Consider the following 26,609-nt stretch of genomic DNA (forward strand, 5'->3'; position numbering starts at 1 on the left):
CGAGAGCCTGGCACCAGCGCCTCAATTGGGCCTCGCTACTACTTGCGGTGCCTCCACCCAACTCTTTCCATTGCTCCCGCAGAGGCGTGACGGGCCATCGAACTTGAATGCCAGTGATGCCCTCGACCCCCAGCCGGCCTGCGCGGTGAGCTCCGTGTGCACCGTCAGTGCGCCAGATATTGTCGCATTCTTTTCGCTCTCCTTGGTGTATGTCCCGCTGGATTTGGTGACACAGGTCGACCAATTCTTCCGTGATACGATTGTAACACCAGAGAATATATCGGTCACCGCTTCCGGTCTCGACCTGGTTGTATTTCCGGTGCAGGAGTTCTTGTAATCTCGATAGCGAACCGTATTCGTGTGGTAATAGACCGCACGGTACGGCCCATCGTCACCGCTGACGGTGGTCTTCCTCGCAAGAGTACCGCTCATCTTCCACCCGGATGACCCCTTAATGGCGACGCCCAACGTGTGGGAGAGATCCCGCGATTGCTTTGCAGTAACTCCCACATTGGTCGTACCTTGAGACAAGGCCCAGCGCTCCCGGGCCGAGTGCGTCGTTCCGGAACGAACAGTGTCACAGATCGGCTCGAGCGGAGCGGACCGGCCTGACACATACGCGGCGAGCATCTGGTCAAACGAGGCGCTTCGATCCTCAACCGCGGTTGTTGTTTGGGCCTGAGCGACATCGCTGCCTACTGGCTCGAACTCCGCGTCGACCATGGTTTCCACGTCTATTGAGCTGTCCTTGACTCGGCCAGAATCAAGGTCAACCGAAACATTCGACCCCGAACCCGCGTCGCTTGCAGCGGTAGTCCAGCCGACACCATCGCCAACAAGTGAGAAGGACCACGTTACCTCAGACCTGGCATCCGCTAGCAACAGATCTATATCCACCTGGCCCGAATCATCAATATAGTCGGCTGGGACCTTGTTGAAGTCGACAGGAATTGAGTAGTCACCGGTCGCCGTGGTCCGTCCCGCAGCAAGAGTGACCCTAGGGACAACGCCGTCTTCAGGAATGGCGTCAAGAACGGCACTCTCCGGCCATGCGACAACCAACAAGTCGGCGACCACAGGATTTCCAGCACGAGTTACGGTACCTGCAACAGCCACCTGACCCGATTCTTCGGGCAGGGCTGCGCGAGCCGCAGCCGAAATGGCGGGAACATCAGCAGACACGGGCACCGTACCCCCGGCCACTGTGAGGACAAGCGCCAACGCGCCGATCAAGGTATGGCTTCTCTTCAGACGCTGCACGGCATCTCCTCTATGCAATCGCCTTGCTCGGATACACCGCAGCCAGACGCTCCTCGGCCGCGTTACGCAATGTAGCGATCCGCCAAGGGCGCATCAACGAAAGTAGCCAGGTATGCGTCCGTGCACTACCACCCGGAGAGACGCCGTGCCGACGGCCGCGTCGTCGTCGTTCGGCGAACGACGAATTCGGTTGCCGCGTCGCACACCGCCCGCGAACCTGGGCGCATGACTCTCCAAGCGATCCAGCAGGCAACGCTGCCGCACGGCAACTTCGAGGGCTACCTCCACAACTCCGAGGTGTCCGTCATCTTAGAGCGGGTGGCGCAGGACGGCACCGGTCCCCGCCTGCACCGGCACCCCTACTCGGAGACGTTCGTGATCCGGTCCGGCCGGGCCCTGTTCACCGTGGCCGGCGAGGAGTTCGTGGCCGAGGGCGGCCAGATCCTCGTGATCGAAGCGATGGTGCCGCACAAGTTCAAGACCCTCGGCGCCGACCTCTACGAGGCGGTCCACATCCACGCGAACGACCGCTTCGAGACGGAGTGGCTGGAGTAAGCCGGTTCACCCGGGTGTAATCCTGCTCGACGGCGACTTCCGGCACGAGACCCGTGCCAAGATCCGGGCGTGAGCGAACCCACCCCCGACGTCTCGGCCCAGCGCGTCTTCAAGGCCGAGCTGCACCTGACGATGTCGAACTGCCGCGAGGGCCTGGGGCTCCTGCCCACGATCAAGGCGATCCGCTGGCTGTGCGTGATCACCGTGGTCGCCTTCACCGTGCTGGCGATCATCCGTGTCGAGTCCGCAGGGACCGATTACCTGGTTACGACGGTCTGGCTGCCGATCATCGTGCTGAGCTTCCTGCTCGGGTTCGTCCCTGATCTGCTCGCCTGGCACAACTGGCGGTCCGCGCCGCCAGACGGCTACCGGCTCCGGCTGGATGCCGAACACATTGCGTACACCGGGACCGAAGTCTCGACGTCGTACACGTGGCCGCTGGTCAGGAAGGCCGTCGAGACCGGCTCGGCTTTCCATCTCGTCATCCGGCTGGGCGGGACGACGGCGGTCTGCATCTTCCCCAAGAGCGCCTTCCCGCTCGAGGACCACGCCGCGGTTCGCGACCTCATCACGAGCAAGGTCGGCACGCTCCACAAGCGCTGATCTGAGCGCCGTCTGGATGGTGACACAAGGGATCGCCCGCCTCCGGGGGGTGTTGCGCACGGTAGGCAACGTCCACTCCCAGCAACACACTCCCGAGAGCAGAGTTCCCCGGGAGCCGACACAGGTGGGCTCCTCACCGGCAAGCGTGCAGCACTCGCATCAAAGCCCTACAGCCGCTCCGCGATGACCTCCAGCAGGGACTTGCCCTCCACGCCCACCAGGTCCAGCGCCTGGGTGCGGCACGAGAACCCGTCGGCCAGGTAGGTGGTCCCGGGAGCGGCCTCGCGCAGCGCGGGCAGCAGCGCGTTCTCCGCGACCGCCACCGACGTCTCGTAGTGCCCCTTCTGCATACCGAAGTTGCCAGCCAGGCCGCAGCAGCCGGCCAGCACCTCGACCTGCGCGCCGCCCTTCTCCAGCAGCGCCTGGTCGGCCTCGTAGCCCATCACCGAGTGCTGGTGGCAGTGCGGCTGCACCACTGCGGACACGTCCGCCAGGGAGGGCAGCTCCCACTCGTCCGGCACGTCGTCCGAGGTCAGCAGCTCCGCCGCTGTCCGCGTCATGCGAGCCACCGCGTGCGCGCGCGGGTCGTCGGGGAACAGGTCCAGCAGGTCGGAGCGCAGCACCGCCGTGCAGGACGGCTCGAGCCCCATGATCGGGATGCCGTTCACCGCGTACGGCCCCAGCACCTCCAGCAGCTTGAGCAGCCGACGCCGGGCGCCGTCGAGCTGGCCCGTCGAGATCCAGGTGAGGCCGCAGCAGGCCTGCTCGGATGGCACGATGACGTCGAACCCCGCGCTGGTCAGCACCTTGAGCGCCGCCTGCGGGACGGTGGGCGAGAGCGAGTCGCTGAACGAGTCGGTCCAGAGCACCACCTTCGGCTTGGTCGCGAGCCGGGCCGCCGTCGCCGCCTCGCGCCCCGGCACGCCGAGGCCGGGCTCCGTGACCACGGGCAGGCCGGGCACGCCGTGCGTCGCCCCGCCGCGCGCCCACCACTGCCGGAACGGCACCTCGGCGAACTTCGGCATCGACCGCCGGGTGTCCATGCCGCCCGCCCACAGCACCGCCTTACCGATCCACTTCACGCCCAGCAGCCCGTTGACCAGCCCCGGCACGTGCCCGGCGAGGCGGGCCCAGCGCGGCAGCCAGCCCAGGGCGTAGTGGTCGACGGGCCGCAGCCTGCCCCGGTAGGTCCGGTACAGCACCTCCGACTTGTACTGCGCCATGTCGACGCCCGCCGGGCAGTCGCTCGAGCACGCCTTGCAAGACAGGCACAGGTCCAGCGACTCCCGCACCTCCGGCGCCGAGAGGCCCCCCACGAGGGTCCCGTTCACCGCCTCCTGCAGCACGCGGGCGCGCCCGCGGGTCACGTCCTTCTCGTCCTTGGTCGCCTGGTAGCTGGGGCACATGAAGCCGCCCGACGCCGAGGTGTCCGCCCGGCACTTGCCCACCCCCACGCAGCGGTGCACCGCCGTCGTCAGGTCGTTGTGGTCGTGCGCGAACGAGAACCCCTCGTACCCGGCCTTGCGCCGGACGCCGTGCCCGGACCCCTTCCCGACCAGGGGCAGCTTCGCCCGCACGGGCGCGGCGGCCGGCCGCCGCAGGTCGACGTCGACGGCCTGCGGCTGCACGACGACGCCGGGGTTGAGCAGGTTCTTCGGGTCGAACAGCGCCTTGAACCGCTCCATCAGCGCGATCGCCTCTGGCGAGTACATGAGCGGCAGCAGCTCGGACCGGGCGCGGCCGTCGCCGTGCTCGCCGGACAGCGACCCGCCGTAGCTGGCGACGAGCTCGGCCGCCTCCATCATGAACGTGCGCAGCACCGACCCGGAGGTCTCCAGCGGGATGTCGATCCGCAGGTGCACGCACCCGTCACCGAAGTGCCCGTACGGCAGGCCGTCCACGCCGTACCGGTCCATGAGGGCCTGGAGGTCGCGCAGGTACGGGCCCAGCTTCTCGGGCGGGACCGCCGAGTCCTCCCAGCCGGGCCACGCCTGCTCGCCCGCCGGCGTACGGCCGGCGAGCCCGGCGCCGTCGGCCCGGATCTGCCACATCTTGGTGGCGTCCGGCCCGGCGGGCAGCACGAGGGAGTCCAGCGCCGTCGACGCGGCGGCTATCGCGTCCGCGCGGCCGAGGGCCTCGGCCTGCGACGAGCCGCCGACCTCGATCATGAGCCAGCCGGCCGCGGCCCGACCCGCACCGCGCAGGCCGGGCAGCTCCGGGACGGACTGCGCGCCCTTGGCGCGCCGCACGACCTCGACCAGGCGCGCGTCCAGCCCCTCGATCGCCAGCGGCTTGTGGTCCAGGAGCCGGGGGACGTCGTCGGCGGCTGTCGCCATGTCGGGGTAGGCGAGGACGGCGAGCGTCGGCGCGCTCGGCGTCTCGACCAGGCGGAGCTCCGCCTCCAGGACGGTGACGAGCGTGCCCTCCGTGCCCACGAGGGCGCGGGCGAGGTTCGAGCCGTTCTCCGGCAGCAGGTGCTCCAGCGAGTACCCGGACACCTGCCGGCCGAACCGGCCGAACTCGGTGCGGATCAGCGCGAGGTTCTCCCGGACGAGCTCCTTGAGCCCCGGCACTGCCGCGAACTCGGGGTCGCCCGAGCCCGCGGTGAACCGCCGCCCGGTGCCGTCCACGACGTCGAGCGAGACCACGTTGTCGGCGGTGCGCCCGTAGGCGACCGCGTGCGGGCCGCACGCGTTGTTGCCGATCATGCCGCCGAGCGTCGCCCGGTTCTGGGTGCTCGGGTCGGGGCCGAAGCGCAGACCGTGCGCCCTGGCCTCCGCCTGCAGCGTGGACATGACGGTGCCCGCCTGGACCCGCGCCGTCCGTGCGTCCGGGTCCACGCTCAGCACCCGGTTGAGGTTCCGCCCCAGGTCGATGACCATGCCGGGGCCCACGGAGTTGCCCGCGACCGACGTGCCGGCGCCCCGCGCCGTGACCGGGATCTCGAGCTCGCGCAGTACCCCGAGCGCGGCGACGACGTCGTCGGTGCTCTCCGGGAAGAGCACGCCGTCGGGGACCACGCGGTAGTTCGACGCGTCGGTGGAGTACTCGGCGCGGCGGCGGGTGCTGGTGTCGACGTCGCAGCCCACGACGGTGCGCAGCGCGTCGGCGACCGCCTCGCGCGCGGCGTCGGCGGCGTGGTCGGCCGCCCGGCGGGCGGCGGTGCGCCGCTCCTCGCTCTCCGCGCGGCGGCGTTCCGCCTCCTTGGCGGCGCGGGCCTCCGCCTTCTCGCGCGCGGTGCGGGCGGCCTCGGCGTCGTCAGCGGTGTGGTTCCGGTCGTTCATGCCGTTGCGGGGCGAGGCGTCGTGGGTCTGCGATGGCACTCCGCGATTCTCGCACCACCGGGGTGAGAAACGGCGCACCCGTCCAGGGTGGCCGCCCGGCAAGGGTCACCAGGCGACCGCCCCGGGCGGATCAGCCCTCGAAGATCAGCCCTCGAAGGTGACGTCCAGCGTGATCTCGCCCACGCCGGCCAGCGCCTTGGAGATCGGGCAGCCGACCTTCGCGGCCTCGGCCGCCGCCTTGAAGCCCGCCTCGTCGATGCCGGACGCGAACCCGCGCACGGTCAGCTCGCTCTTGCTGATGTAGAGACCGCCGGCCGGGTCCGGCCCGAGGGTCACCACCGCGGTGACCTCTATCTGCTCCGGCGTGGCGCCGGCCTGGCCCAGCTCGTTCGTGAACGCCATCGTGAAGCACGACGAGTGCGAGGCGGCGAGCAGCTCCTCGGGGCTGGTGACGCCGTTGGCCTCGTCGGCGGCGCGCGCCGGGAAGGACACGTCGTACGTGCCTACGCCCGACGACGAGAGCTCGACCTGGCCCGACCCCTCCTGGAAGGTGCCGTTCCAGGCGGTGCGGGCGGTACGTGCTGGCATGGTGCACTCCTTGCGACTCGGGGTGGAGATATCCGTGCGTGCCCGACCCTACGACGCCGGCGGACCGGTCGCGTCACGGCGTGAAGTCGAGCAGCTCCTCGTCCACCGCCATCACGGTCCAGCCGTTGCCCGTCGCGTCCGCGAGGTCGTAGGCGGGCACGTGGAGCACCGTGCCGTCGGGCAGGGTGTAGCGCACCTCGGTGAGGGCCGCCGACACGATGGTCACGTCCTGGACCGGCCAGGTGATCGCGCCCCCCGGCGCCGGCGCGGCCGCCCGTCCCGCCGGCTGCGCCTCGCTGGGCCCCAGCACCGTGCCCGCGAACCGCGGGTCGCTCAGCCGCTCGACGGCCTCCACCTCGCTGACCACCGGGTACGCCCCCAGGCTCTCGCTCCCGGAGCGCACCTCCGCCGTCCGCGGCGCGTCCGACAGCCCGACGCCCGCGTGGAACACGAGCCGCGTCGCCGTGGACAGCTCGCCGCCCGCGTCGAGCGGCTGCACGCCCTCGGCCTCGGTACCGGACTGGGTCTCGAGCTCGCCCTCCGCCCTGTCCGGTACGGCCAGGGGCGACGGCGACGCCGCGGACTCCGCCTCACCCTGGTCCGCCGCCACGGTGGGCGTTCCCGACCCGGACTCCCCGACCAGGTAGCCGCCACCGCCGGCCGCGACGATCCCCGCAACGGCAGCCGCCACGAGCCACGGCGTCCGACGCCGGTGCCTACGGGCCGCCAGCTCGTCCGCCTGCCCGGACCCGGCAGGCTCCGCCGGCGCCCGTACCTCCGCGAGCGGCCCCGACCCCGACCCGGCGACCAGCGCGTCGACCTTGGCCCGCAGCACGCTCTCGACCGGGTCGGGCGCACGCTTGGCCGGATCCGCCGCCACCAGGCGGTCGAACGCCGGGTCCCCCTGTCGTTCGTGCTCGTTCATCGCTGTTCCTCCGTACCGTGCCCGGCCGCGCGCCGCACCCACCCTGTACATGTGCTCATGCGTCCACCGCTTGCTCGTTGGCGTCCCACGCCTCGCGGAGCCGGGCGCGCGCCCGGGACAGGGCCGCGTCGGCCCCGCCGCGGGAGACGCCGAGCACCTGGGCGAGGTCTTCGCCCGACAGCCCGTCCCAGGCGACGAGCAGGAGGATGCGCCGGTCCCGCGGGGACAGCCGGGACAGGACCTGGCGCACGGTGTCGTCGGCGGCGGCGAGCGTCGCGGGATCCACGTCGTCCGGCTCGTCGGGGACGGCGGCGACGGGCAGCGCCCGCAGCTTGCGCCGGTGGTTGGCCAGCACGAAGCCGGCGGTGCGGTACATCCAGGGCAGCTCGGCGCCGTCCGGCACGTCGCCGCGCCGGCGCCACGCGGTGGCGAGCACCTCGGCGGCGAGGTCCTCCGCGTCGGAGGCGCGGCCGCCGTCGGGCAGCCGGCGCACGAAGTAGGAGTAGAGCGCGCGCGAGTGTGCGTCGAAGAGCGCGCTGAACCAGGCTTCGTCGTGCGGGGGCCGTTCGTGCGGGGCGCCGGGTCCGTCATCCACTCCCCCACTCTGTCGCGACCCCCCACCCCCTTGCACGCGAAACAGGGTGATCGGCAAAACGTCAGGTGATCGGCATTCGAAGCTGCCGATCACCTGACGTTTTGCCGATCACACGGGCTTTCTCAGCTCACACGGGCCTTCTCAGCAGGGGCCGAGGTCCTGCCAGACGCCCCACTCGCCCGTGGTGCCGGGCGTCTCGCCCTGGGTCCACCACTTGGCGCGCCACTCGTGGCCGCCGTGCGACACCGTGTTGCCGCCCACGTAGACCGCCGAGGCGCTCCACGCGGCCGAGCTGCACGCATCACCCGGCGGGTCCGTGGGCGGGTCGGTCGGGTCCGTGGGCGGGTCGGTCGGGTCGGTGGGGTCCTCGTCGTCCTCCACGGGACCGGGCGTCCCGCTGCCGAGCACACCCTGCAGCGCGCCGGTGAGCTCACCCGACCGGTCACCGGACAGGTCCCACCACATGGCCCCTCCCAGGCCCTGCGACCGGATGTACTGGGCCTTCGCGGTGACGGACTGCGTGTTGTCGTACGACCACCAGTTGTTGCCGTCGTGCCGCCAGGCGGCCCCGAGGTTGGCGTCGTAGTACCCGGTGCCGACGTTCTTGATCACGTCGTAGTCGTTGATACCCGCCTCCCACTGGCCCGAGGCGGGACCGGTGGCGGTGCGCCACGCCGCGGACGACGTCGCGCCGGTCCAGCCGCGGCCGTACATGGCCAGGCCGAGGCCGAGCTGTGCGGGGTCGATCCCGGCGTCCAGGTACGACTGGACGGCGAGGTCCGCGCTGAACTGGCGCGCCGCCTCCCGCGGGTCGGCGGGGTCGTGGTGCAGGTTGCCCTGGTGCCCGGTGAGGTCCGGGTCCCAGGCCCCGTGCAGGTCGTAGCCCTGAACGTTGGCGAAGTCGAGGTACTCGAAGATCTGCGGGTCGTTCCAGCCGCCGTCCTCGATGTCGGCGGGGTTGGCGGGCAGGAACGCCGAGAGCTCGTAGTGCTTGCCGGTCGTCGCGCCGAGCGCGTCGAGCTGCTCCCGGAACTCCGCGAGCAGGAGCTTGAAGTTGCGCGCGTCGTTGACGGGGTCCACGTGGTTGCCCACGTTGCCGTTCGGCGAGCCCGGCCACTCCCAGTCGATGTCGAACCCGTCGAAGACGCCGGCCGCCGCGCCCGCGCCACCGCGGCCGTCGATGACCGGCAGGTTGCCCTTGATGAACATGTTGATGCAGCTCGACACGAACTTCTGGCGCGAGGCGTCCGTGGCGGCGGCGAGGGAGAAGTTCTTGGACCAGGTCCACCCGCCGATCGACATCATGACCTTGAGGTCGGGGTGCTTGGCCTTGAGCTGCTTGAGCTGGTTGAAGGAGCCCGCCAGCGGCTGGTCCCAGGTGTCGGCGGCGCCCGACACCGAGTTGGCCGCCGTGTAGCCCATGCCGTAGTCGGCCCAGGCATCGCCCGCGCCGTCGGACCCGTTGGGGCCCTCGCCCTGCGCCTTGTTGGCCTCGAAGCACTCGAGGTTCTGGTGGTGGATGTTGGCGAACGCGTAGTTGATGTGGGTCAGCTCGTCGGCCACGCCGGACGTGTCGATCTGCTTGACCTGGTAGCCGCGGCCGTACACGCCCCATTGCGTGAAGTAGCCGACGCTACGGAAGCCGTTGATCGCGGAGCTCGCGGCGGCCCCCGCCGGCTCCGTCTCCGCCGCGTTCGCCCTGAGCAGGCTCGCGCCGGCCACGACGGCGGAGGCCGCCACGGCGACCGCGGCCACCCCCGCGAGGATTCGTCGGGTCGTCCTGCCGATGCCTGACGACGGTTGGTACGTCGAGTCCATGTCTTCCCTCTCTGGTCCGGTCAGCCTTGTCCGGTGCCGGTGCTCGCGCCGGGTCACGCTCCGTTAAAAGTAAGGAAACCTGCGTTAACGGGGAATAAGGGAATTCCACACGATGGGACTACGTAGTGGAACCTGGCGGACGGCACGAGGTTGTTTCGGTCTGAAACCTTCACCACCGAAACAACCTCGTGCAGTACCAGATATCTCTTTTGTCGCGGTGGGGCACGATGGCACGTCTGACGTCGTATGGCACCAAAAGTCGTGCCCTCAGGTTGATGCGGGTGAAACCCGAGAAGGTCATACTTGCGAGCACCGTGAACGAATTCGGGAGGCTCGACGATGACCGCGCTGCCCCAGCAAGTCGTTTTTCCGCTCCCCCTCGGTGACCGCACCGTGGCGCCCCACGTCGCGCGCGAGCTCACGCGCCTCGTGGGTGACGAACCTGGCTGTGTGGACCAGACAGCACGGATGCTCGACGAGGAGCATCTGCTCGGGACGGCGATGATGCCGGACCCGCTGCCTGCCGCACGCGCCGTCCGAGAGGCCGTCGGCCCGCTCGGCCTCGACGACGACGCACGCCGCGTGCTGCTCGTCGCCGCCGTCGCCGTGGTGGACCGCACCGAGGTGCTGCTCGCCGCCTCCGGCACAGACATCGACACCCTCATGGCCGGACCGGCCGGGCACCACCTGCACCTGGTGGGCGGCCGGTTCCGGTTCCACCACCCGCGCATCCGCTCCGTCGTGCACGACGACGCGGACCTCGCCGCCCGCACCGCCGCCCACGTCGCGCTGGCCGAGGTGCACCGCAAGGCCGACGAGCCGCTCGTCGCCATGTGGCACACGGCGCTGAGCACGCTCGCGGGCGATCCCCTGCTCGCCGACGGCCTCGTCGAGCTCGCCGAGCAGCACCTCGCACGCGGCGACGTGCACCGCGCGCACGAGGTGGCGCGCGAGGCCGCGAGCCACGGCACCGACACGGTCCGGGCCCGCGCCTTCGCGGTCGCCGGGCGGGCGGCGCTGTGGGCGGGGCACGTGCACGACGCCGTCGTGTACCTCCGCCGCGCCACCAACCCCTCCGGCAGTGGCTCCTCCGCCGCCGGTGCGCCCGATGCCGCCCGCTCGCTCGGCATCGCGCTGTCCCTCCTGGAAGGCCGGCCCGACGCCGTCGTCCCCGAGGACGGCGCGGGACCGGACCGGGCGGCTATCGCCGCGGCCCGCAAGACGATGCGCCTGCTCGACGGGGCGCCCGGCGAGGCGGCCGCCATCCTGTCCGAGGCCGCAGAGCTGGCCCCCGCACGCCCGCTCGGCCGGTGGTTCGACGGTCCGTCGGACGCCATGACCCCGCTCGCGGAGGCGCACCTCCGGGTGGCGCAGTCGTACCTCGCGCTGCGCCTCGGCAAGATCACCGAAGCGGCCTCGGTGCTCGACGACGCCGTCGAGCGTCTGCCCGTCACCCTCGCCTTCGGCGGGCTCGGGATAGCCCTGGCGCGCCGCCTCGACCTGGTCAGGGACGGGCACCTGAGCCGGTCGACGGCGGCGCTCGAGACGGCAGTCCCTGGACAGGTCGCACCGGTGGTGCGCGCCGCGACGCTGGGCGACCGAGCGCAGACCGCCGTGTTCGACGGCCGCTGGGTCGAGGCCGCCACGCTGCTCGGACTGGCGGCCGAGCGGGGCGGCGACGAGCTGCGCCGCCTCTGGCTGCCCACGCCCGACCCGGTGGAGCTGCTGGTGCTCGCGGGCCAGGAGCGCGCCGCCCGCCGCTCGCACGAGCGGCTGCGCCTGCGCGTCCTGCCGTCCGTCGGGTCGGACACGTCGGGCGGCTACCCGGGCGGGCCGGGGTTGTCGGGGGTCGGGCCGGCCGGCACGAGTATCGGCGGCCACGGCTTCTCCGGCGGTCCGGTCCGACGGCGCCGCCTCGACCTGGCGCGCGCCGAGCTCGCCCTCGCCGACGCCTCCGGCGTGAACAAGGCCCGCGAACGGGCCGTCGAGGCGTCGCTGCGCGTGGGCTCCACGTTCGAGCGCGGCCTCACGGAGCTGGTCGCCGCCCGCGCGTTCGCCCGCCTCGGCCTGCCCGGCGACGCCGCAGCGCACCTGCTCGGCGCCCACGAGCTGTTCGAGGAGTCCGGCGCGAAGGCCTGGGAGCACATCGCGGAACAGGCGCTGCGGACGCCGGACTTCGTGCCGGACGCCGGGGGCCGCCCCGACGCCGCCCGAGCCACGGGTGCCGCGGGCCGGCCTCGTCGGGACCCCGCCGGACCGGCCCCGGCGGAGGCCTCGGCCGAGCCGGCAGGCGAGGCGGACGGCGGGCGGCCGGAGCTGTGCGGGGACTGGGTCGACCTGCTCACCGAGCGGGAGCTCGACGTCGCACGGCTCGTGGTGCAGGGCCGGACGAACCGGCAGGTCGCCGCGAACCTCTACGTGTCGGTCCGCACCGTCGAGGTGCACCTGGGGCGGGTGTTCCGCAAGCTCGGGGTGCGCTCCCGGACGGAGCTGGCGGTGCTGGCGCTCAGGGGGTGAGCGTCACGCCTCCAGCAGGATCGTCACCGGCCCGTCGTTGACGAGCTCGACCCGCATGTCGGCGCCGAACCGCCCGGTCTCGACCGTCAGGCCGCGCTCCCGCAGCGCGGCCACGACGGCGTCCACGAGGGGTTCGGCGACCGGCCCGGGCGCCGCCTGGTTCCACGTGGGACGGCGCCCCTTGCGGGCGTCGCCGTACAGCGTGAACTGGCTGACGACGAGCACGGGCGCGCCCACGTCGGCCACCGACCGCTCGTCGTGCAGGATCCGCAGCTCGGCGATCTTGCGGGCGATGGTCTCGACCTGGGCGGGCCCGTCGTCGTGCGTCACGCCGACCAGCGCCAGGATGCCCGGCTTGTCGATGGCGCCCACCACCTCGCCGTCGACCACCACCGACGCGCGGGTGACGCGCTGGAGCACCGCCCTCACCGGCGGCCCTCCGCGTACGCGTCGGCGAAGACGGCCCTGACCTCGCCGACCGGCCTCCCGCCGCCGAGCACCGGCACGCGGCCCAGGCCGTCGAGCCCGCCCGGGTACACGCCGGGCAGCCCCGCCGCGCCGGCGGCACGCAGGGCCGCGGCGAGGATGGCAGGGCGGGGGCGGGCGGAGCCGTCGAGCACCTTGAACGCGAGGGCCGAGCCGTCGGGCAGACCGGCGGCGTAGACGCCCTCGGCGCCGTCCTTCGCGACGAGGCCCGGCACGGCCTGCATCGCGAGCGTGACGTCGCGGCCGGTGCCGCCCACCATCTCGGGGTGCGCGGAGATCGCGCGGGCCACGCGGGCCTCGTGCGAGCGGACGTCGACCGTCGGCGCGGCGGCGATCCGCGAGAACGCGCGCGCCAGGCCGAGCAGCGTCGTGGAGAACAGGGGCGCGCCGCAGCCGTCGACGGTGGTCCGCATGACCACCTCCGCGTCACCCGTCAGGTCGAGGATCGTGCTGCGGATCGTGCGCTGCAGCGGGTGCTCGGCCGAGAGGTAGGTCTGCAGGTCCCAGCCCTGCGCGCGGCAGGTCGCGAGCATCGCCGCGTGCTTGCCCGAGCAGTTCTGCGCGAGCGGCGCCGGGCCCGGCCCGCCGTCGTGCGGCGCGATGTGCCACTCGAGCGCGGCCGGCGGGTACAGCGGCAGGTCGGGCGTGTTGCGCAGCGCGTCGGAGCCCAGGCCCACCGAGCCGAGGATCTGCAGCACACCCTCCAGGTGCATCTGCTCGCCGTTGTGGCTCGCGGCGGCCAGCGCCAGCAGGCGGTCCGGCAGCTCCAGGCCGGCGCGCAGCATCGCCAGGAGCTGCACCGGCTTCAGGGACGACCGCGGCCAGATCGGCGCGGTCGGGTTGCCCGCCTGGACCACCGGCCGGCCGGACGGGTCGAGCACCACGAGGTGTCCCAGGTGCACCGACTCCACGAGGTCGCCGCGGACGACCTCGGCGAGCGGTGCGGCGTCGGCCGTCACCAGCCGCTCTGCGGGCCGCGCGGCTTGTTGCCCGTGCCGTACGGCTGCAGGCGCGGGCGCACGCTGACCCAGTAGATGATCGCGGGGGCCACCGCGATGATGTTCAGGAACGACCCGAACATGAAGCCGCCCTGGAGCCAGCCCTGCGGCAGCCCGAGAAACCCGAGCGCCGCGGCGACACCCAGGATCGCCAGCCATCCCGCCTTGGGCACGCGGCCCTCGGCGCGGTAGCCGCTGTCCGGCCGGCGCGCGGCGTCGACGAGCGCGACCACCTGCACCACGAAGACCACGAGCGCGAGCGCTGCCATGACGATCCACTGCAAGATTCCCACGGCGTGAGCCTACGGCACCCGGGACGCGAGCCCCTGAACGCGGCGAGGGCGGGACCCGCCGGACTACAGCTCGGGCAGCGCGTCGCGGGCCTCGGCCGGGGACGCGCCGGCGGCCTCCAGCGTGTCCACAACGGGCGACCGCAGCAGCATCACCAGCGACTGCACCTGCCAGTCGCCCTCGCCCACGGTCCGGGGGTCCACGCGGGCGGCCACCGTGGTCAGCGCGGCACGTCCGCGGGTTCCGTCGCCCCCTGAGCCGACGTCGGACGCGAGCAGCCGCACGCCCGACGCGAACTCCTCGACCAGTCCGGCCACCGGCTCGACGTCGTGGTCCCCCTCGATGACGGGGAGCACGCGGCGGGCGAGCACGCGCACGGACCGCATGGTCCGGTCGACGAGCACCGCCTGCTCCTCCAGGCGGGCGAGCTCGCCGCGGTGCATCCGCCCCACGGAGATGCGCGCCAGCTCGCGGGCGCCTCGCGCGGCCTCCTGCCACTCGGCCAGCACCGGCTCGGAGGCCCGGCCGCGCACCAGGGCGGCGCCGACGTCGTCCGTGTCGCGTGAGCGCAGGCCGCGGGCGAGCGTCTCCAGGGTCTCGGCGAGCTCTGTCACCGCCCGCTCGGCCAGCGCGCGCGGACGGCGCCGGGTGTCACCAGGGGTGAGAAGCGCGACGAGCAGGGCGACGCCGCCGCCGATCAGGGCGTCGGTCCAGCGTCCGAGCGGCCCGCCGGAGACGGAGGGCAGGCCCACCACGATGATCGCCTGCACACCCGCCTGGGTGACCAGCAGGGCGCCGCGGTCGATGAACCGCGCCGCGACCGCCGAGATGAACAGCACGAGGCTGAGCTGCCACCAGCCCGACCCGATCAGGTGCACGATCAGGTCGCCGATACCGACGCCGACGGCCACCCCCACCGCCATCTCGGACACCTTGCGGACGTCGCGCTGCGCGGTGAACCCGAGGAGCACCCAGGCCGCGATCGCCGCGAAGAAGGGCTGCTCGTGCCCCAGCAGGTACCGGGCCGCGAGGTACGCGACGCCGGCGGCAAGCGAGGCCTGCGCGATCGGGATCAGGCCGGCCCTCGCGCGCGTCCAGCCCTGGCGCAACCGGGTGCGCAGCATGAGCGTGCGCATGGCCTTCCGCCACATCTCGTCGGCCGAGCCGGGCAATGAGGTCACGGAGGCATCTTCGCATCCGCCGCACCTGGCGTGGACGATGGCGTCCGACAAGCCCCCGGGATCAGATCAGGCTGGCCGGACCCCGCAGCCCCGGCGTGAGCGGGCCGTGCGCCTCCGGCCGGTCGACCGACATGCCGTCGCCGGGCACCACGACCTCCTGGGCCGCCGAGACCTCGATGACCTGCCCCGACACCTCGCCGGACACCATCAGCTCGGTGTCCTCGGGGACGTTCCGCTTGAGCACCGCGAGGCCGATCGGCCCCAGCTCGTGGTGACGCGCGATCGAGGTGAGCGTCCCGACCACCTTGCCCTCCCCGCCGTCCGACGCCGGGAGGCGCACCTCCGCGCCGGCCTCCGGGAGCAGGTGCTGCGAACCGTCCAGGTGCAGCATGACCAGCCGGCGCGGCGGGCGGCCGAGGTTGTGCACGCGCGCCACCGTCTCCTGGCCCCGGTAGCAGCCCTTGTTGATGTGGACGGCGGTGCGCAGCCAGTCCAGCTCGTGCGGGATGGTGCGGCCGTCCACCTCGCGCCCGAGCCGCGGGCGCCACGCCTCGACCCGCAGGGCCTCCGTCGCCCACGTGCCCGCGAGCGGCCAGCCCGCGGCCTCGCGGGCGTCGACCTCGGCCACCAGGTCGGCGCGGGGCACCAGGACGAGCCGCCACGGCCGCGCCGCGCCGGGGTGCTCGGTCTCGGGCGGCCCGTAGCGCGTGCCGCCGCCGACCACGTTCGGCCAGGCGTCGTGCCAGGTCACCGGCTCGCCCTCGATGCCGTCGGCGGCCACGGGCTCGCCGATAGCGGCCCACTGCTCCGTGACGTCCGTGATCTCGACGCGGAGCATGAACTTCATCCGGTCGAGCCAGGCGGCCAGCCCGGGCGCCGACTCGCGCTCGGTGACCAGCCAGGTGGCCTCGCCGTCGTCCACCACGCCCGCCGCGTGCTCGATGTGGCCCTGGGGCGACAGGACCAGCAGCTCCGTGCTGGTCCGCGGGGCCAGGTCCTCGAGCTGCTGCGAGGTGATGGAGTGCAGCCAGCTCAGCCGGTCGGGCCCGGCGACCCGGACGATCCCGAGGTGCGACTGGTCGACGACCGCCCCGCCGCGCGACAGCGCGCGCTGCTCGGCCGTCGGGTCACCGTAGTGCCAGGCGACGCCGGCGTCGGGCCCGGCGGCGGCGACCGCGCCGTGCCGGCTCAACAGGGGGCTCTCGTAATCCATGCTCACCTCAGGTGCAGCGTCGTGGGCGGGCGAGGCATTCCCGCCTGCGCTCCGTGTCCACGTTTCGTGTCGGGGCTCCGTGTCGGGGCTCCGTGTCCGAGCGGGCGGTCGCCCGGACCTACTGCCGGTCCAGCTCCGCCGACGCGTACGAGCGCAGCGGCTCGCCGAACGCGGCGAGCTCCTCCACCCACAGCAGGCGGCCCTGGACCAGGCCGTACAGCCGCTTCGAGGCCCGCACCTCGGACGCCGTCGACGTCCGCGCGATGGCGTCGGAGGCCAGGTCGATCCGCCCGTTGCCCGCCGCGCCGATGTAGACGGTGACGCGCCCGGAGGCGTCGGCAACGAGCACCTCGAGCGCGTGCTTGTTGTCCTCCAGGCCGTCGGGGCGGTCCGTGGACACCCGCCAGTAGCCGGTCTCGGTGGACCAGACGGTGCCGGCCTCCGCGACGTCGGCCGGCCCGGCGGTGGCGGGGGTCTCCGCCTCCGACTCGGTCGGGTCCGGCACGGGGGCCGGCCACTCGCCGTCGGCGGGCAGCTTGTCGGGGACGACGTCCTCCAGCACGCGCAGCGTGGACTCGAACCGCAGGTACGGGCCGCCGTCGTGGTCGAAGACCAGCTCCTGGACGAACGTCTTCTTGCCGATGCCGGGGTACTCGATCACACCCTCACCGCGCCACCGGCCCACGAGCCACGCCAGGGGGTAGATCTCGGGCGAGAGGCCCTCAGGGAAGGTGAACGTCATCAGCGCTGGCCGGCGTACAGCTTGTAGACGACGTAGCCGGCGAACCAGGCGACCGCCACCGCTACGGCGACGATGAGGCCGGTGAAGATGAGCTCAAGGGCGTGGATCGACATGGTGCCGATCCTAACCGTCCACGGCTTACAGTCAGCGGCATGCGCCAGCTCGTGATCAAGACCACTGCAGGCCTGGACCGGCCGGAGGCCACCAACCAGGCATTCACCGTCGCCGCTGCGGCGGTCGCGTCCGGAGCCGAGGTCAGCCTCTGGCTCACCGGCGAGTCGGCCTGGTTCGCGCTGCCGGGCCGGGCCGCCGAGCTCGTGCTCGAGCACGCGACGCCCCTGCCCGACCTGCTCGACGTGATCCTGTCCGCCGGGACCGTCACGCTGTGCACCCAGTGCGCGGCGCGGCGCGGCATCACGGAGGACGACGTGCTGCCGGGCGTCCGCATCGCGGGCTCGGCCCTGTTCACCGAGGAGATCTTGCGGGACGGCGCTCAGGCGCTGGTCTACTGAGTCTCTCTGCCGGGCCGGGCGCGCCGCCGGGACGCGTTTTCTCCCTGGGCCGTGCGCCTGTCGGGCCGTGCTCCTGCGTGCTCCTGCGTGCTCCTGCGTGCTCCTGCCCGGCCGCGCTCAGGCCCGGACCAGGCCCGACCGCCGCATCAGCAGGTACAGCTCGCACCCGAGGCACAGGCCGATCACGGCGTTGAGCGCCGCCGCGACGAACGCGACGGCCGCCGCGATGGGCACCGCGAGGAGCACCCCGGAGAACCCGAGGATCACGCCGACGGCGGTGACGAAGAGGCCGACACCCTGCGCGAAGCGCGGCGGACGGCGGTCCTCCAGCTCCGCGGGCGGGCTCAGCCGCGGCCGGACGAACCTCTTGAACAGCATGCCCTGCCACGAGCCCTCGGCGCCGCGCAGCGTGCCGAGCAGGAAGCTCAGCATGATGAACGTCAGCAGCCACAGCCCCGGAGTGCTCGCACCGAGCAGCACGACCGATGCCAGCAGCACCGCCGTGATCCCAGCCCCGACGCGCGGCCCGCGCGGGTCGATCCCCTTGCTCACAGTCATGACTGCCCCTCCCCGTCCACTTCGGCCAGCACCGTCGGGACCCGGCTCAGCGCCTGCCGCGCCTGGGTGTCGGACACCACGCCGCTCATGCGGGCGACCTCGCGCCCGCCGCCGTCGACCACGAGCACTGTCGGCGTCCGCAGCACGCCAAGAGTGCGCACGAGGTCGAGGTGATCGTCCACGAGCACCTCACGGTGCCCGACGCCGGAGCCCGACGCCGTCAGCCCGCCGAGCACCCGCGACGTCGAGCGGCACGCGGCACACACCTCGGCCGAGAACTGCACGAACGTCACCTGCTCCGCGAGGGCGATCCCCGAGGCGGCCCAGTCGATGCCGGCCGACGTCTCCCGGGGTGCGCGCACGGCGCCCTGCCGCGCCGACCACCACACGCCGAGTGCCGCTGTGCCCAGCACGAGCACGACGAGCGCTATCACCTGTCCCAACATTTAGCCCACGATGCCGTGCCCACCTCGTCCAGACAAGTCTTCACCTGCAATAAAGGCCGTTCGTCTCACAGGATGACCATCCGGCCTACGACGAACACGAAGATGCCGCACACCGCGACCGGCAGCGCGCTCGCCGAGAGCCCAGCCAGACGCGCGCGACGCGCCGGCAGCCGCTCCAGCAGCAGGTGCAGCGCGCCCACGACGATGCCGGCCACGAGCCCGCACCAGAGGCCGCTCACGGTGTCGATGTTCGGCAGCAGCGTCCCGGCGGCGCCGCCCACCACCACGGCGGCGACGGCGGAGAGTCCGAGCGCCACCCAGCCGCGCACCGGCAGCGCCGACACCGCGGCGGCCACGGCGAGCGCGACGGCACTCGTCACCACGAGCGCGGCACCGGCGTCGGACCGGGCGGCGGCGATCCAGCCGGCGGTGGCGATGGCCGCGACGACGCCCGCCACGGTGCCCGACACCGACTCGGTGAGCTGGGGCCGCCCGTCGCGGCGCAGCATCTGCGCGATGAAGGCGAGCACCACCGCGCCGGCCAGCACGATCGGCAGGTGCCGCAGCACGGGCTCACCCTGGGTGAAATACGTGGCGGCCGCACCGCCGGCCCCGCAGAGCGCCACGACCACCCGCGTGCTGCCCGGTGCGGGCAGCCGCAGCAGCGAGGGCCAGCCCATCGCGATGAGGACCACCAGGACCACCGCGGCCCCGGCGAGGGGCAGGGGCCGGGGCTGGACGTACGACGCGGCGGCGACGAGGGCCGCGAGCGCAGCGGTCGTCACGGCGCGGGTGGAGACGGACACGAACCAGAGTTTTCCAGAGAGTGTCCGCGTTCCTTGCATCGCAGCGCCTCAGGCGCCATATTCAGGCGCCTCGGCCCGCATGTTCACGGACCGAGCGAGGTGAGCAACACTCGCGTCATGCGAACGTCACGGGTCCTGACCAGCCTGGTGGTACTCAGGAAAAGGGCGTGTAACATGCACGCAACAAGCAACAGGGCAGACTTCCGCAGAGCCAGTTGGACGCGACGGGACGTCTCGTTTCCGCGAGACCCGAGCCAGGGACGGTAGCAGGACGCCGGTTCCGAGAGGAGGTGCGTCAATGGCAGAGCTGTTGATCCTCACGCCCGCCACCGGCGGGTCGGCCGAGGTACTGCCCGCACTGGGACTGCTGTCCCACCGGGTGCGGGTGCTCCCGATGGAGCCCTCGGCGCTCGTTGATGCCCCGGACGCGGACGTCGTCCTGCTGGACGCCCGGCGCGACCTCGTCGCGGCCCGCACCACGTGCCGGCTGCTGCACGCCACCGGCCTCACGGTGCCCCTCGTGCTGATCCTCACCGAGGGCGGCCTCACGGTCGTGACCCACGAGTGGGGGGCCGATGACCTGCTGCTGGAGTCCGCCTCGCCCGCCGAGGTCGAAGCCCGCCTCCGCCTCGTGGTCGAGCGCTCGGCGCGGGGCCCCGCCGAGGAGTCGCAGCAGGAGATCTCGGCCGGCGAGCTCGCGATCGACGCCGGCGGGTACACCGCCCGGCTCCGCGGCCGCCCCATCGACCTCACGTACAAGGAGTTCGAGCTCCTCAAGTACCTGGTGCAGCACCCGGGCCGCGTGTTCACGCGCGCCCAGCTCCTGCAGGAGGTCTGGGGCTACGACTACTACGGGGGCACACGCACCGTCGACGTCCACGTGCGGCGCCTGCGCGCCAAGCTCGGCCCCGAGCACGAGCAGCTCATCGGCACGGTCCGCAACGTCGGCTACCGGTTCGACCCGCCCAAGGAGCAGCGCCCGGCCGACGACGTGTCCGCCCCGGCGGATGTCTCGGCTGCGGGCGTCCCTGCGGCGGGCGTTTCGCCGGGCGGCAGCGCGCCGGGTGACGGCGCGACGAGCGGTCGCCCGTCGAGCGTCGGCTCGACGGGCAGTGGCATGAACCCGAACGGGCCCGCCACCACGACGACGTCGGACGTGCAGCCGACCACCGACCCCAACGCGGGGCCTGCGGGACGACGGGTCGCACAAACCGGACTCTGAGCGTCGCTCGGGCCGGGTAGAACGAGGCGTCGCGCAGACGGCGCAGCGAGCGCGTAGGTTCTACCTGTGACCGCACTCTCGGCCCGACCGACCGTCACCAGCGACTACACGTGCGCCCTCGTCGAGGGACCATGGCGGCACGAGTTCGTCTCGTCGGGCGGCTCACGCTTCCACGTGGCGGTGGCGGGCCCCGAGAGCCGCTCCGCGCCCCTCGTGATCCTGCTGCACGGGTACCCCCAGTTCTGGTGGGCGTGGCGCGCCCAGATCCCCGCCCTTGCCGACGCCGGCTACCGCGTCGCCGCGATGGACGTGCGCGGCGTTGGCGGGTCGGACAAGCCGCCGTCGGGCTACGCGCTGCCGACGCGGGCCGCCGACGTCGCCGGCGTCGTACGGTCCCTGGGGCGCGAACGTGCCGTCGTGGTGGGACATGGCACGGGCGGCACGCTCGCCTGGGCGGTCGCGGCGCTCCACCCCGAGACGGCGACCGCCGTCGCCGTCCTGGCCAGCCCGCACCCGGCCCGGGTGCGCCTGCGCAGCGGGGCCGCCTTCACCACGGCCGCCCTGCGCGAGCTCGCGTACCTCCAGGTACCGACGCTGCCCGAGCGCGCACTCACCCAGGGCGACCTCGTGGACCGCACCCTCGCGCTGGGCGCGGCCTCCCCGCCGCCCGACGACGTCGCCGAGATGTACCGGACCGTCATGCGCATCCCGTTCGCCGCGCACTCCGCCGCGGAGGCCCTGCGCTGGGTGGTCCGGTCGACGCCCCGGGCCGACGGGCGCCGGTTCGGTGCCGCGCTGCGCCGTCCGCTCAGCGTTCCCGCGCTGCAGCTCCAGGGCGGCCGGGACGGCTTCGTACGCGCCGAGCGCGCCGACATCGAGGCCGTCGCCGTCGCCCCCGACCTGCGCTACGAGCTCATCCCGGGGGCCGGCCACTTCCTACCGGAGGAGGCCCCGGACAGGGTGAACGAGATCCTGCTGAACTGGCTGTCCCGCGTGGCGGCCGTGCGCGCGTAAAGCCGTCGCTCGGGCGCGGTCGCTCGGCCGCGGTCGCTCCGGCGCGGTCGCTCGGCCGCGGTTGCTCGGGCATGGTTGCGTGGGCGCGGGCTACTTCGGTGCCGCCTACTTCGGCGCGACGAGGGGCAGGCCCGCCAGGGCCGAACGCTCCGGCGCCGGGCGCACCAGCTTCGCCGCCTTGTCAGGATCCGTCTCGCCCGCCCCGTACGACGGGCACAGGTGCGCGATGCTGCACGCCCCGCACGCCGGGGTACGCGACAGGCACACCCGGCGCCCGTGCCACACGAGGTGGTGGCTGAGCATCGTCCAGTCCTTCTTCGGGAACAGCTCCCCCACCTCGGCCTCGACCTTCACCGGATCCTCCTCCGCGGTGAAGCGGAGCCGGCGCGCCAGCCGTCCGAAGTGCGTGTCCACGGTGATTCCCGGGACGCCGAATGCGTTGCCGAGCACCACGTTCGCCGTCTTGCGGCCGACGCCGGGCAGAGTCACCAGGTCCTTGAGCCGGCCCGGCACCTCGCCGTCGAACCGCTCGACCAGCGCCTTGCCCAGGCCGATCACGGCGCGCGCCTTGGCCCGGAAGAAGCCGAGCGGCCGCAGGATCTCCTCCAGCTCTTCCGGGTTCGCCTCGGCGTACGCCTGGGCGTTCGGGTACATCACGAACAGCTCCGGCGTGGTCTGGTTGACGCGGACGTCGGTGGTCTGCGCGCTGAGCACCGTCGCGATCAGCAGCTCCAGCGGCGTCGTGAAGTCCAGCTCGGCCCTGGCGTCCGGATAGGTCGCCGCGAGCTCACGGTTGATGCGGCGCGCCCGGCGCACGAGGGCGACCCGGCTCTCGGGCGCGTCCTTCTTCTTGGCGGCCTTCTTCGTGGCCGCGGACTTTGACTCGGATCTCGACGCGGATTCTGACTCGGATTCTGACTCGACCCCGGATCCGGACCCGGGGTCACGCTCCCTGGCTGTTGTCACGCCCGCCACACTAACGACCGTCACTGACATCCGGCCGCCGGGCGGGGCGCGGGTGTCAGACCCCGTCGATAGGTTGGCGGCCTGGAAGCAGGGACCGCCGGGTTGAGCCCGTGTACCTAGGACGCGGAGTATGAGAAGGTCGAGGCGCAATTGGAGTGAATCGAGGAAGAGTCACCATGCCGTATACGCACCACCTCCGCGTCTACCCGTCCGCAGAACCGCTGAAGCGCACCGACCAGCTCGCGTGGAAGCTCGCGGAGCTCGCCACCGATCCGGTCGAACCCACCGCAGAGGTCACCGACATGGTGATCAACCGCGTGATCGACAACGCCGCCGTCGCAGCGGCCAGCCTCACGCGCGGGCCCGCCGTCGCCGCCCGCTCGCAGGCCCAGGCGCACCCGTACACACCCGGCGCCACCGTCTTCGGCCTCGCGCCCGGCGCGACGAGCAGCCCCGAGTGGGCGGCGTGGGCCAACGGCGTCGCCGTCCGCGAGCTCGACTTCCACGACACCTTCCTCGCGGCCGAGTACTCCCACCCCGGCGACAACATCCCGCCGGTCCTCGCCGTCGCGCAGCACGCCGGCCGCACGGGCGCCGAGCTGGTCCGAGGCATCGTGACGGGCTACGAGATCCAGGTGGACCTGGTTCGCGCGATCAGCCTGCACAAGCACAAGATCGACCATGTGGCGCACCTCGGCCCGTCCGCGGCGGCCGGCATCGGCACGCTGCTCGGGCTGGACACCGAGACGGTGTTCCAGGCGATCGGCCAGGCCCTGCACACCACCACGGCCACGCGGCAGAGCCGCAAGGGCCAGATCTCCACGTGGAAGGCGCACGCCCCGGCGTTCGCCGGAAAGCAGGCCGTGGAGGCCGTGGACCGTGCAATGCGCGGCCAGACCTCCCCCGAGCCCATCTACGAGGGTGAGGATGGCGTGGTCGCCTGGCTCCTCGACGGCCCCGACGCCGCCTACGACGTCGTGCTGCCGACCGCCGGGGAGCCGCGCACGGGCATCCTCGACACGTACACCAAGGAGCACTCCGCGGAGTACCAGGCGCAGGCGATCATCGACATGGCCCGCGCGCTGGGCAACGAGCACCCGGAGCTGCGCGACCCCGCGAACGTCCAGCGCATCGTGCTGCACACGAGCCACCACACGCACTACGTCATCGGCTCGGGCGCGAACGACCCGCAGAAGTACGACCCGACGGCGTCGCGCGAGACGCTCGACCACTCGGTCCCCTACATCTTCACGGTCGCGCTGCAGGACGCCGGCTGGCACCACGTGGACTCCTACGCCCCGGAGCGGGCCCAGCGCCCCGACACCGTCGAGCTGTGGCGCAAGGTCGCCACGGCCGAGGACCCGGAGTGGACGCGCCGCTACCACTCGACCGACCCGGCGGAGAAGGCATTCGGTGGCCGCGTCGAGATCACCCTCACGGACGGCCGGACGGTGACCCGCGAGATCGCCGTCGCCGACGCCCACCCGCTGGGCGCCCGCCCGTTCGCCCGTGCGAACTACGTCGCCAAGTTCCGCACGCTGGCCGCGGGCGTCCTGACGGACGCCGAGACCGAGCGCTTCCTCGGCCTGGCCGAGCGGCTGCCCGAGCTCACGGCCGAGGAGGTCCGCGAGCTCACGATCGTCGCGGCGCCCGGGGTGCTGGACACGGTCAAGGCCCCGGCCGGGCTCTTCGAGCTCGGCGCCGCAGAGGCCGGACAGGGGCAGGCCTGATGCTCTACTCGCAGCTCACCCCCGCGGCGAAGCGCCGCGCGTTCCGCGAGGCCCTCGCCGGGCCGGACCTCCTGCGGCTCCCGGGAGCGTTCAACCCGCTGAGCGCCGCGCTGATCCAGGACAAGGGGTTCGAGGGCGTCTACGTCTCGGGCGCCGTCCTGTCGGCCGACCTCGGCCTCCCCGACATCGGCCTCACGACCCTCACCGAGGTGGCCGGCCGCGCCGCGCAGATCGCCCGCGTCACCGACCTGCCCGTGCTCGCCGACGCCGACACCGGTTTCGGCGAACCCATGAACGTGGCCCGCACCGTCCAGACCATGGAGGACGCCGGCGTGGCCGGCATCCACATCGAGGACCAGGTCAACCCCAAGCGCTGCGGCCACCTCGACGGCAAGGAGGTGGTCGAGCTGGGCGACGCCGTCCGGCGCATCCGGGCCGCCGTCGACGGCCGCCGGGACCCCGACTTCCTCATCATGGCGCGCACGGACGTGCGCGGCACGGAGCCGGGCGAGCGCGGCCTGAAGCTCGCGATCGACCGCGCCAAGGCCCTGGCCGACGCCGGGGCGGACGCGATCTTCCCCGAGGCCATGCGCGACCTCGCAGAGTTCGAGGCCGTCGCCTCTGCCCTCGACGTGCCGGTCCTGGCCAACATGACCGAGTTCGGCAAGTCCGAGCTCTTCACCACCACCCAGCTGCACGACGCCGGAGCGCAGCTCGTGATCTATCCCGTGACCCTGCTGCGCATCGCGATGGGGGCGGCGGAGCGGGCGCTGGACCAGATCGCGGCGTCGGGCACCCAGGCGGACCTGGTGCCCCAGATGCAGACCCGCGCGCGGCTCTACGAGCTCATCGACTACGCGGCCTACAACCACTTCGACTCGAACGTCTTCACCTACACCCCCTGACTGACAGGGTCTCCACACGAAGGAGTGCCATGACCGAGACCACTGAGATCCGCAAGGGTCTGGCCGGAGTGGTCGCCGACACCTCGGCGATCTCGAAGGTCAACCCCGAGACCAACTCGCTGCTGTACCGGGGCTACCCGGTGCAGGAGCTGGCCGCGAAGAAGACGTTCGAGGAGGTCGCCTACCTGCTGTGGCACGGCGACCTGCCGACGCCGGCGCAGCTCGCGGAGCAGACGGCGACCGAGCGGGTCCACCGCGAGCTGCCGGACAACATCCGCGACGCGATCCTCGAGCTGCCCACCGACTGCCACCCCATGGACGTGTGCCGCACCGCCGTGTCGATCCTGGGCGCGCACGACCCGCAGGCCGAGGACTCGTCGCCCGAGGCGGAGCTCGCCAAGGCGCTGCGGCTGTGGGCGGTCCTGCCCGCCGTCGTCGCGCTGGACCAGCGCCGCCGGCGCGGCCAGGAGCTCGTGCACCCGCGCGAGGACCTCGGCTACTCCGCGAACTTCCTGTGGATGACGTTCGGCGAGGAGAAGGAGCCCGCCGTCGTGCAGGCCTTCGAGGCCTCGATGGTGCTGTACGCGGAGCACTCGTTCAACGCGTCCACGTTCACCGCGCGCGTCATCACCTCGACGCTCGCCGACCTGCACTCGGCCGTCACGGGCGCCATCGGCGCCCTCAAGGGCCCGCTGCACGGCGGCGCGAACGAGGCCGTGCAGGCGACGTTCGAGGAGATCGGCTCGGCCGACAAGGCCGAGGCGTGGCTCGAGGACGCGCTGGCGAACAAGAAGAAGATCATGGGCTTCGGCCACCGGGTCTACAAGAACGGCGACTCCCGGGTGCCGACCATGCGCGCCGTGCTCGGCGACCTCGCCGAGCACTACGGCGACACCGAGGTGATCGCCCTGTACGACACCCTTGAGAACGCCATGGTGAGCCGCAAGAACATCAAGCCGAACCTCGACTACCCGGCCGGCCCGGCGTACCACCTGATCGGGTTCGACACGAACATCTTCACGCCGCTGTTCGTGGCCTCCCGCATCACCGGGTGGACGGCGCACATCATGGAACAGCGCGCCGACAACTCGCTGATCCGCCCGGTGTGCGAGTACGTCGGACCGGAGCAGCGCGAAGTCCCCTGATCGACAGCGGGACTGCGCGATACGTAGGACGCCCGTTCCCCACTCCCAGGTGGCACCCCTAGGATTTATGGACGGGCGTCCTACTACGCCGGGCAAAGCCGATATTCCGCACCATGCGGACGATCCTGTCGGGCCGCACGCCGCGCGGACGCCACGAGAGAGACCGATGACCCGGCAATCTCGTGACATTGAGGCAGACTGAGAGGTGGAAAAGGCTGATGGACGAAAGTCCCCGACACGTGAGGACAC

General features: G+C 72.4%; 24 protein-coding genes and 1 pseudogene. 9 read left to right on the forward strand and 16 right to left on the reverse strand.

What is annotated here, in order from left to right; genetic code table 11:
- Positions 1 to 21 precede the first annotated feature (21 nt).
- A complete protein-coding gene (locus AC0QU1_RS24395) occupies positions 22 to 1,260 on the reverse strand; it encodes a hypothetical protein (RefSeq protein ID WP_483573115.1) in 1,239 nt (412 codons plus the stop codon).
- Positions 1,261 to 1,485: 225 nt separating this feature from the next.
- Here AC0QU1_RS24395 and AC0QU1_RS24400 point away from each other — a divergent pair, with 225 nt between their 5' ends.
- Both AC0QU1_RS24400 and AC0QU1_RS24405 read left to right on the forward strand, forming a co-directional pair.
- Complete coding sequence (locus AC0QU1_RS24400) at positions 1,486 to 1,815, forward strand: cupin domain-containing protein (protein WP_483573117.1); 330 nt, start codon at positions 1,486 to 1,488, stop codon at positions 1,813 to 1,815.
- 69 nt (positions 1,816 to 1,884) lie between these two features.
- Positions 1,885 to 2,418 carry a YcxB family protein gene (locus AC0QU1_RS24405; RefSeq protein ID WP_483573119.1) on the forward strand — a complete coding sequence of 178 codons (534 nt, stop codon included), beginning with the start codon at positions 1,885 to 1,887 and terminating at the stop codon, positions 2,416 to 2,418.
- Between the two features lie 167 nt (positions 2,419 to 2,585).
- Here the strand turns inward: AC0QU1_RS24405 and AC0QU1_RS24410 are convergent, their stop codons facing one another.
- The 5 genes from AC0QU1_RS24410 to AC0QU1_RS24430 form a co-directional block, all read right to left on the reverse strand.
- Positions 2,586 to 5,702, reverse strand: coding sequence for an FAD-binding and (Fe-S)-binding domain-containing protein (locus AC0QU1_RS24410; RefSeq protein ID WP_483576802.1), 3,117 nt, complete (start codon positions 5,700 to 5,702; stop codon positions 2,586 to 2,588).
- 144 nt (positions 5,703 to 5,846) lie between these two features.
- Positions 5,847 to 6,290, reverse strand: coding sequence for an OsmC family peroxiredoxin (locus tag AC0QU1_RS24415; protein WP_483573121.1), 444 nt, complete (start codon positions 6,288 to 6,290; stop codon positions 5,847 to 5,849).
- A 73-nt stretch (positions 6,291 to 6,363) separates the two neighbouring features.
- Positions 6,364 to 7,215 (reverse strand): hypothetical protein, encoded by an 852-nt coding sequence (locus tag AC0QU1_RS24420; protein ID WP_483573123.1) that lies wholly within the window; start codon positions 7,213 to 7,215, stop codon positions 6,364 to 6,366.
- A gap of 55 nt (positions 7,216 to 7,270) precedes the next feature.
- The gene (locus AC0QU1_RS24425) at positions 7,271 to 7,810 is read right to left on the reverse strand and encodes an RNA polymerase sigma factor (protein WP_483573125.1); all 540 of its coding nucleotides are present in this window, start codon (positions 7,808 to 7,810) and stop codon (positions 7,271 to 7,273) included.
- Between the two features lie 141 nt (positions 7,811 to 7,951).
- Positions 7,952 to 9,628 (reverse strand): glycosyl hydrolase family 18 protein, encoded by a 1,677-nt coding sequence (locus AC0QU1_RS24430; RefSeq protein WP_483573127.1) that lies wholly within the window; start codon positions 9,626 to 9,628, stop codon positions 7,952 to 7,954.
- Positions 9,629 to 10,078: 450 nt separating this feature from the next.
- Between AC0QU1_RS24430 and AC0QU1_RS24435 the strand changes: the two genes are divergently transcribed.
- The gene (locus AC0QU1_RS24435) at positions 10,079 to 12,145 is read left to right on the forward strand and encodes a helix-turn-helix transcriptional regulator (RefSeq protein ID WP_483573129.1); all 2,067 of its coding nucleotides are present in this window, start codon (positions 10,079 to 10,081) and stop codon (positions 12,143 to 12,145) included.
- Between the two features lie 3 nt (positions 12,146 to 12,148).
- Here AC0QU1_RS24435 and dtd read toward each other — a convergent pair whose 3' ends face one another.
- From dtd to AC0QU1_RS24465, 6 genes are all read right to left on the reverse strand, one after another.
- Positions 12,149 to 12,574, reverse strand: a complete 426-nt coding sequence (dtd, locus tag AC0QU1_RS24440; RefSeq protein ID WP_483573131.1) for a D-aminoacyl-tRNA deacylase — start codon at positions 12,572 to 12,574, stop codon at positions 12,149 to 12,151.
- Entirely contained in the window at positions 12,571 to 13,590 is a 1,020-nt protein-coding gene (locus AC0QU1_RS24445; RefSeq protein ID WP_483573133.1) for an asparaginase, read from the reverse strand. The genes dtd and AC0QU1_RS24445 overlap by 4 nt, the downstream gene beginning before the upstream one ends.
- Positions 13,587 to 13,922, reverse strand: coding sequence for a DUF2516 family protein (locus tag AC0QU1_RS24450; protein WP_483573135.1), 336 nt, complete (start codon positions 13,920 to 13,922; stop codon positions 13,587 to 13,589). The genes AC0QU1_RS24445 and AC0QU1_RS24450 overlap by 4 nt, the downstream gene beginning before the upstream one ends.
- Positions 13,923 to 13,985: 63 nt before the next feature.
- Positions 13,986 to 15,101, reverse strand: a complete 1,116-nt coding sequence (locus AC0QU1_RS24455; protein ID WP_483573137.1) for an FUSC family protein — start codon at positions 15,099 to 15,101, stop codon at positions 13,986 to 13,988.
- 61 nt (positions 15,102 to 15,162) lie between these two features.
- Complete coding sequence (gene ygfZ / locus AC0QU1_RS24460) at positions 15,163 to 16,314, reverse strand: CAF17-like 4Fe-4S cluster assembly/insertion protein YgfZ (RefSeq protein WP_483573139.1); 1,152 nt, start codon at positions 16,312 to 16,314, stop codon at positions 15,163 to 15,165.
- A gap of 118 nt (positions 16,315 to 16,432) precedes the next feature.
- On the reverse strand, positions 16,433 to 17,056 hold the full coding sequence (locus AC0QU1_RS24465) for a heme-binding beta-barrel domain-containing protein (protein WP_483573141.1): 624 nt from the start codon (positions 17,054 to 17,056) through the stop codon (positions 16,433 to 16,435).
- Positions 17,057 to 17,208: 152 nt separating this feature from the next.
- Here AC0QU1_RS24465 and AC0QU1_RS24470 point away from each other — a divergent pair, with 152 nt between their 5' ends.
- Positions 17,209 to 17,568 (forward strand): DsrE family protein, encoded by a 360-nt coding sequence (locus AC0QU1_RS24470; protein ID WP_483573143.1) that lies wholly within the window; start codon positions 17,209 to 17,211, stop codon positions 17,566 to 17,568.
- A 117-nt stretch (positions 17,569 to 17,685) separates the two neighbouring features.
- Here AC0QU1_RS24470 and AC0QU1_RS24475 read toward each other — a convergent pair whose 3' ends face one another.
- From AC0QU1_RS24475 to AC0QU1_RS24485, 3 genes are all read right to left on the reverse strand, one after another.
- Positions 17,686 to 18,126, reverse strand: a complete 441-nt coding sequence (locus AC0QU1_RS24475) for a DUF4395 domain-containing protein (protein ID WP_483573145.1) — start codon at positions 18,124 to 18,126, stop codon at positions 17,686 to 17,688.
- Positions 18,123 to 18,572, reverse strand: a complete 450-nt coding sequence (locus tag AC0QU1_RS24480; RefSeq protein WP_483573147.1) for a thioredoxin family protein — start codon at positions 18,570 to 18,572, stop codon at positions 18,123 to 18,125. Before AC0QU1_RS24480 ends, AC0QU1_RS24475 begins: the two co-directional genes overlap by 4 nt.
- A gap of 65 nt (positions 18,573 to 18,637) precedes the next feature.
- Entirely contained in the window at positions 18,638 to 19,378 is a 741-nt protein-coding gene (locus AC0QU1_RS24485) for a hypothetical protein (RefSeq protein ID WP_483573149.1), read from the reverse strand.
- Positions 19,379 to 19,676: 298 nt separating this feature from the next.
- Here AC0QU1_RS24485 and AC0QU1_RS24490 point away from each other — a divergent pair.
- Both AC0QU1_RS24490 and AC0QU1_RS24495 read left to right on the forward strand, forming a co-directional pair.
- Positions 19,677 to 20,366, forward strand: a pseudogene (locus AC0QU1_RS24490) (winged helix-turn-helix transcriptional regulator); the annotation flags it as partial.
- 300 nt (positions 20,367 to 20,666) lie between these two features.
- A complete protein-coding gene (locus tag AC0QU1_RS24495; protein WP_483573151.1) occupies positions 20,667 to 21,614 on the forward strand; it encodes an alpha/beta fold hydrolase in 948 nt (315 codons plus the stop codon).
- 105 nt (positions 21,615 to 21,719) lie between these two features.
- Here AC0QU1_RS24495 and nth read toward each other — a convergent pair whose 3' ends face one another.
- Positions 21,720 to 22,430, reverse strand: a complete 711-nt coding sequence (gene nth, locus AC0QU1_RS24500; RefSeq protein ID WP_483576804.1) for an endonuclease III — start codon at positions 22,428 to 22,430, stop codon at positions 21,720 to 21,722.
- 326 nt (positions 22,431 to 22,756) lie between these two features.
- Here nth and AC0QU1_RS24505 point away from each other — a divergent pair, with 326 nt between their 5' ends.
- Genes AC0QU1_RS24505 through AC0QU1_RS24515 form a run of 3 tightly spaced genes read left to right on the forward strand, consistent with a single transcriptional unit; the run spans position 22,757 to position 26,360 of the window.
- A complete protein-coding gene (locus AC0QU1_RS24505) occupies positions 22,757 to 24,310 on the forward strand; it encodes an MmgE/PrpD family protein (protein WP_483573153.1) in 1,554 nt (517 codons plus the stop codon).
- Positions 24,310 to 25,215: a methylisocitrate lyase gene (gene prpB / locus AC0QU1_RS24510; RefSeq protein WP_483573155.1), complete on the forward strand. Its 906-nt coding sequence runs from the start codon at positions 24,310 to 24,312 to the stop codon at positions 25,213 to 25,215. Before AC0QU1_RS24505 ends, prpB begins: the two co-directional genes overlap by 1 nt.
- A 29-nt stretch (positions 25,216 to 25,244) precedes the next feature.
- Positions 25,245 to 26,360: a bifunctional 2-methylcitrate synthase/citrate synthase gene (locus AC0QU1_RS24515; protein ID WP_483573157.1), complete on the forward strand. Its 1,116-nt coding sequence runs from the start codon at positions 25,245 to 25,247 to the stop codon at positions 26,358 to 26,360.
- The last annotated feature ends 249 nt before the right edge of the window (positions 26,361 to 26,609 follow it).

Source organism: Promicromonospora noduliphila (genome assembly GCF_056951025.1).

Excerpts from the sequence above, each read along its gene's own strand:
- AC0QU1_RS24400 (WP_483573117.1), top strand. The coding sequence starts at position 1,486 with ATGACTCTCCAAGCGATCCAGCAGGCAACGCTGCCGCACGGCAACTTC.
- AC0QU1_RS24410 (WP_483576802.1), bottom strand. The coding sequence starts at position 5,702 with ATGAACGACCGGAACCACACCGCTGACGACGCCGAGGCCGCCCGCACC.
- AC0QU1_RS24415 (WP_483573121.1), bottom strand. The coding sequence starts at position 6,290 with ATGCCAGCACGTACCGCCCGCACCGCCTGGAACGGCACCTTCCAGGAG.
- AC0QU1_RS24420 (WP_483573123.1), bottom strand. The coding sequence starts at position 7,215 with ATGAACGAGCACGAACGACAGGGGGACCCGGCGTTCGACCGCCTGGTG.
- AC0QU1_RS24430 (WP_483573127.1), bottom strand. The coding sequence starts at position 9,628 with ATGGACTCGACGTACCAACCGTCGTCAGGCATCGGCAGGACGACCCGA.
- ygfZ (WP_483573139.1), bottom strand. The coding sequence starts at position 16,314 with ATGGATTACGAGAGCCCCCTGTTGAGCCGGCACGGCGCGGTCGCCGCC.
- AC0QU1_RS24465 (WP_483573141.1), bottom strand. The coding sequence starts at position 17,056 with ATGACGTTCACCTTCCCTGAGGGCCTCTCGCCCGAGATCTACCCCCTG.
- AC0QU1_RS24470 (WP_483573143.1), top strand. The coding sequence starts at position 17,209 with ATGCGCCAGCTCGTGATCAAGACCACTGCAGGCCTGGACCGGCCGGAG.
- AC0QU1_RS24475 (WP_483573145.1), bottom strand. The coding sequence starts at position 18,126 with ATGACTGTGAGCAAGGGGATCGACCCGCGCGGGCCGCGCGTCGGGGCT.
- AC0QU1_RS24480 (WP_483573147.1), bottom strand. The coding sequence starts at position 18,572 with ATGTTGGGACAGGTGATAGCGCTCGTCGTGCTCGTGCTGGGCACAGCG.
- AC0QU1_RS24505 (WP_483573153.1), top strand. The coding sequence starts at position 22,757 with ATGCCGTATACGCACCACCTCCGCGTCTACCCGTCCGCAGAACCGCTG.
- prpB (WP_483573155.1), top strand. The coding sequence starts at position 24,310 with ATGCTCTACTCGCAGCTCACCCCCGCGGCGAAGCGCCGCGCGTTCCGC.
- AC0QU1_RS24515 (WP_483573157.1), top strand. The coding sequence starts at position 25,245 with ATGACCGAGACCACTGAGATCCGCAAGGGTCTGGCCGGAGTGGTCGCC.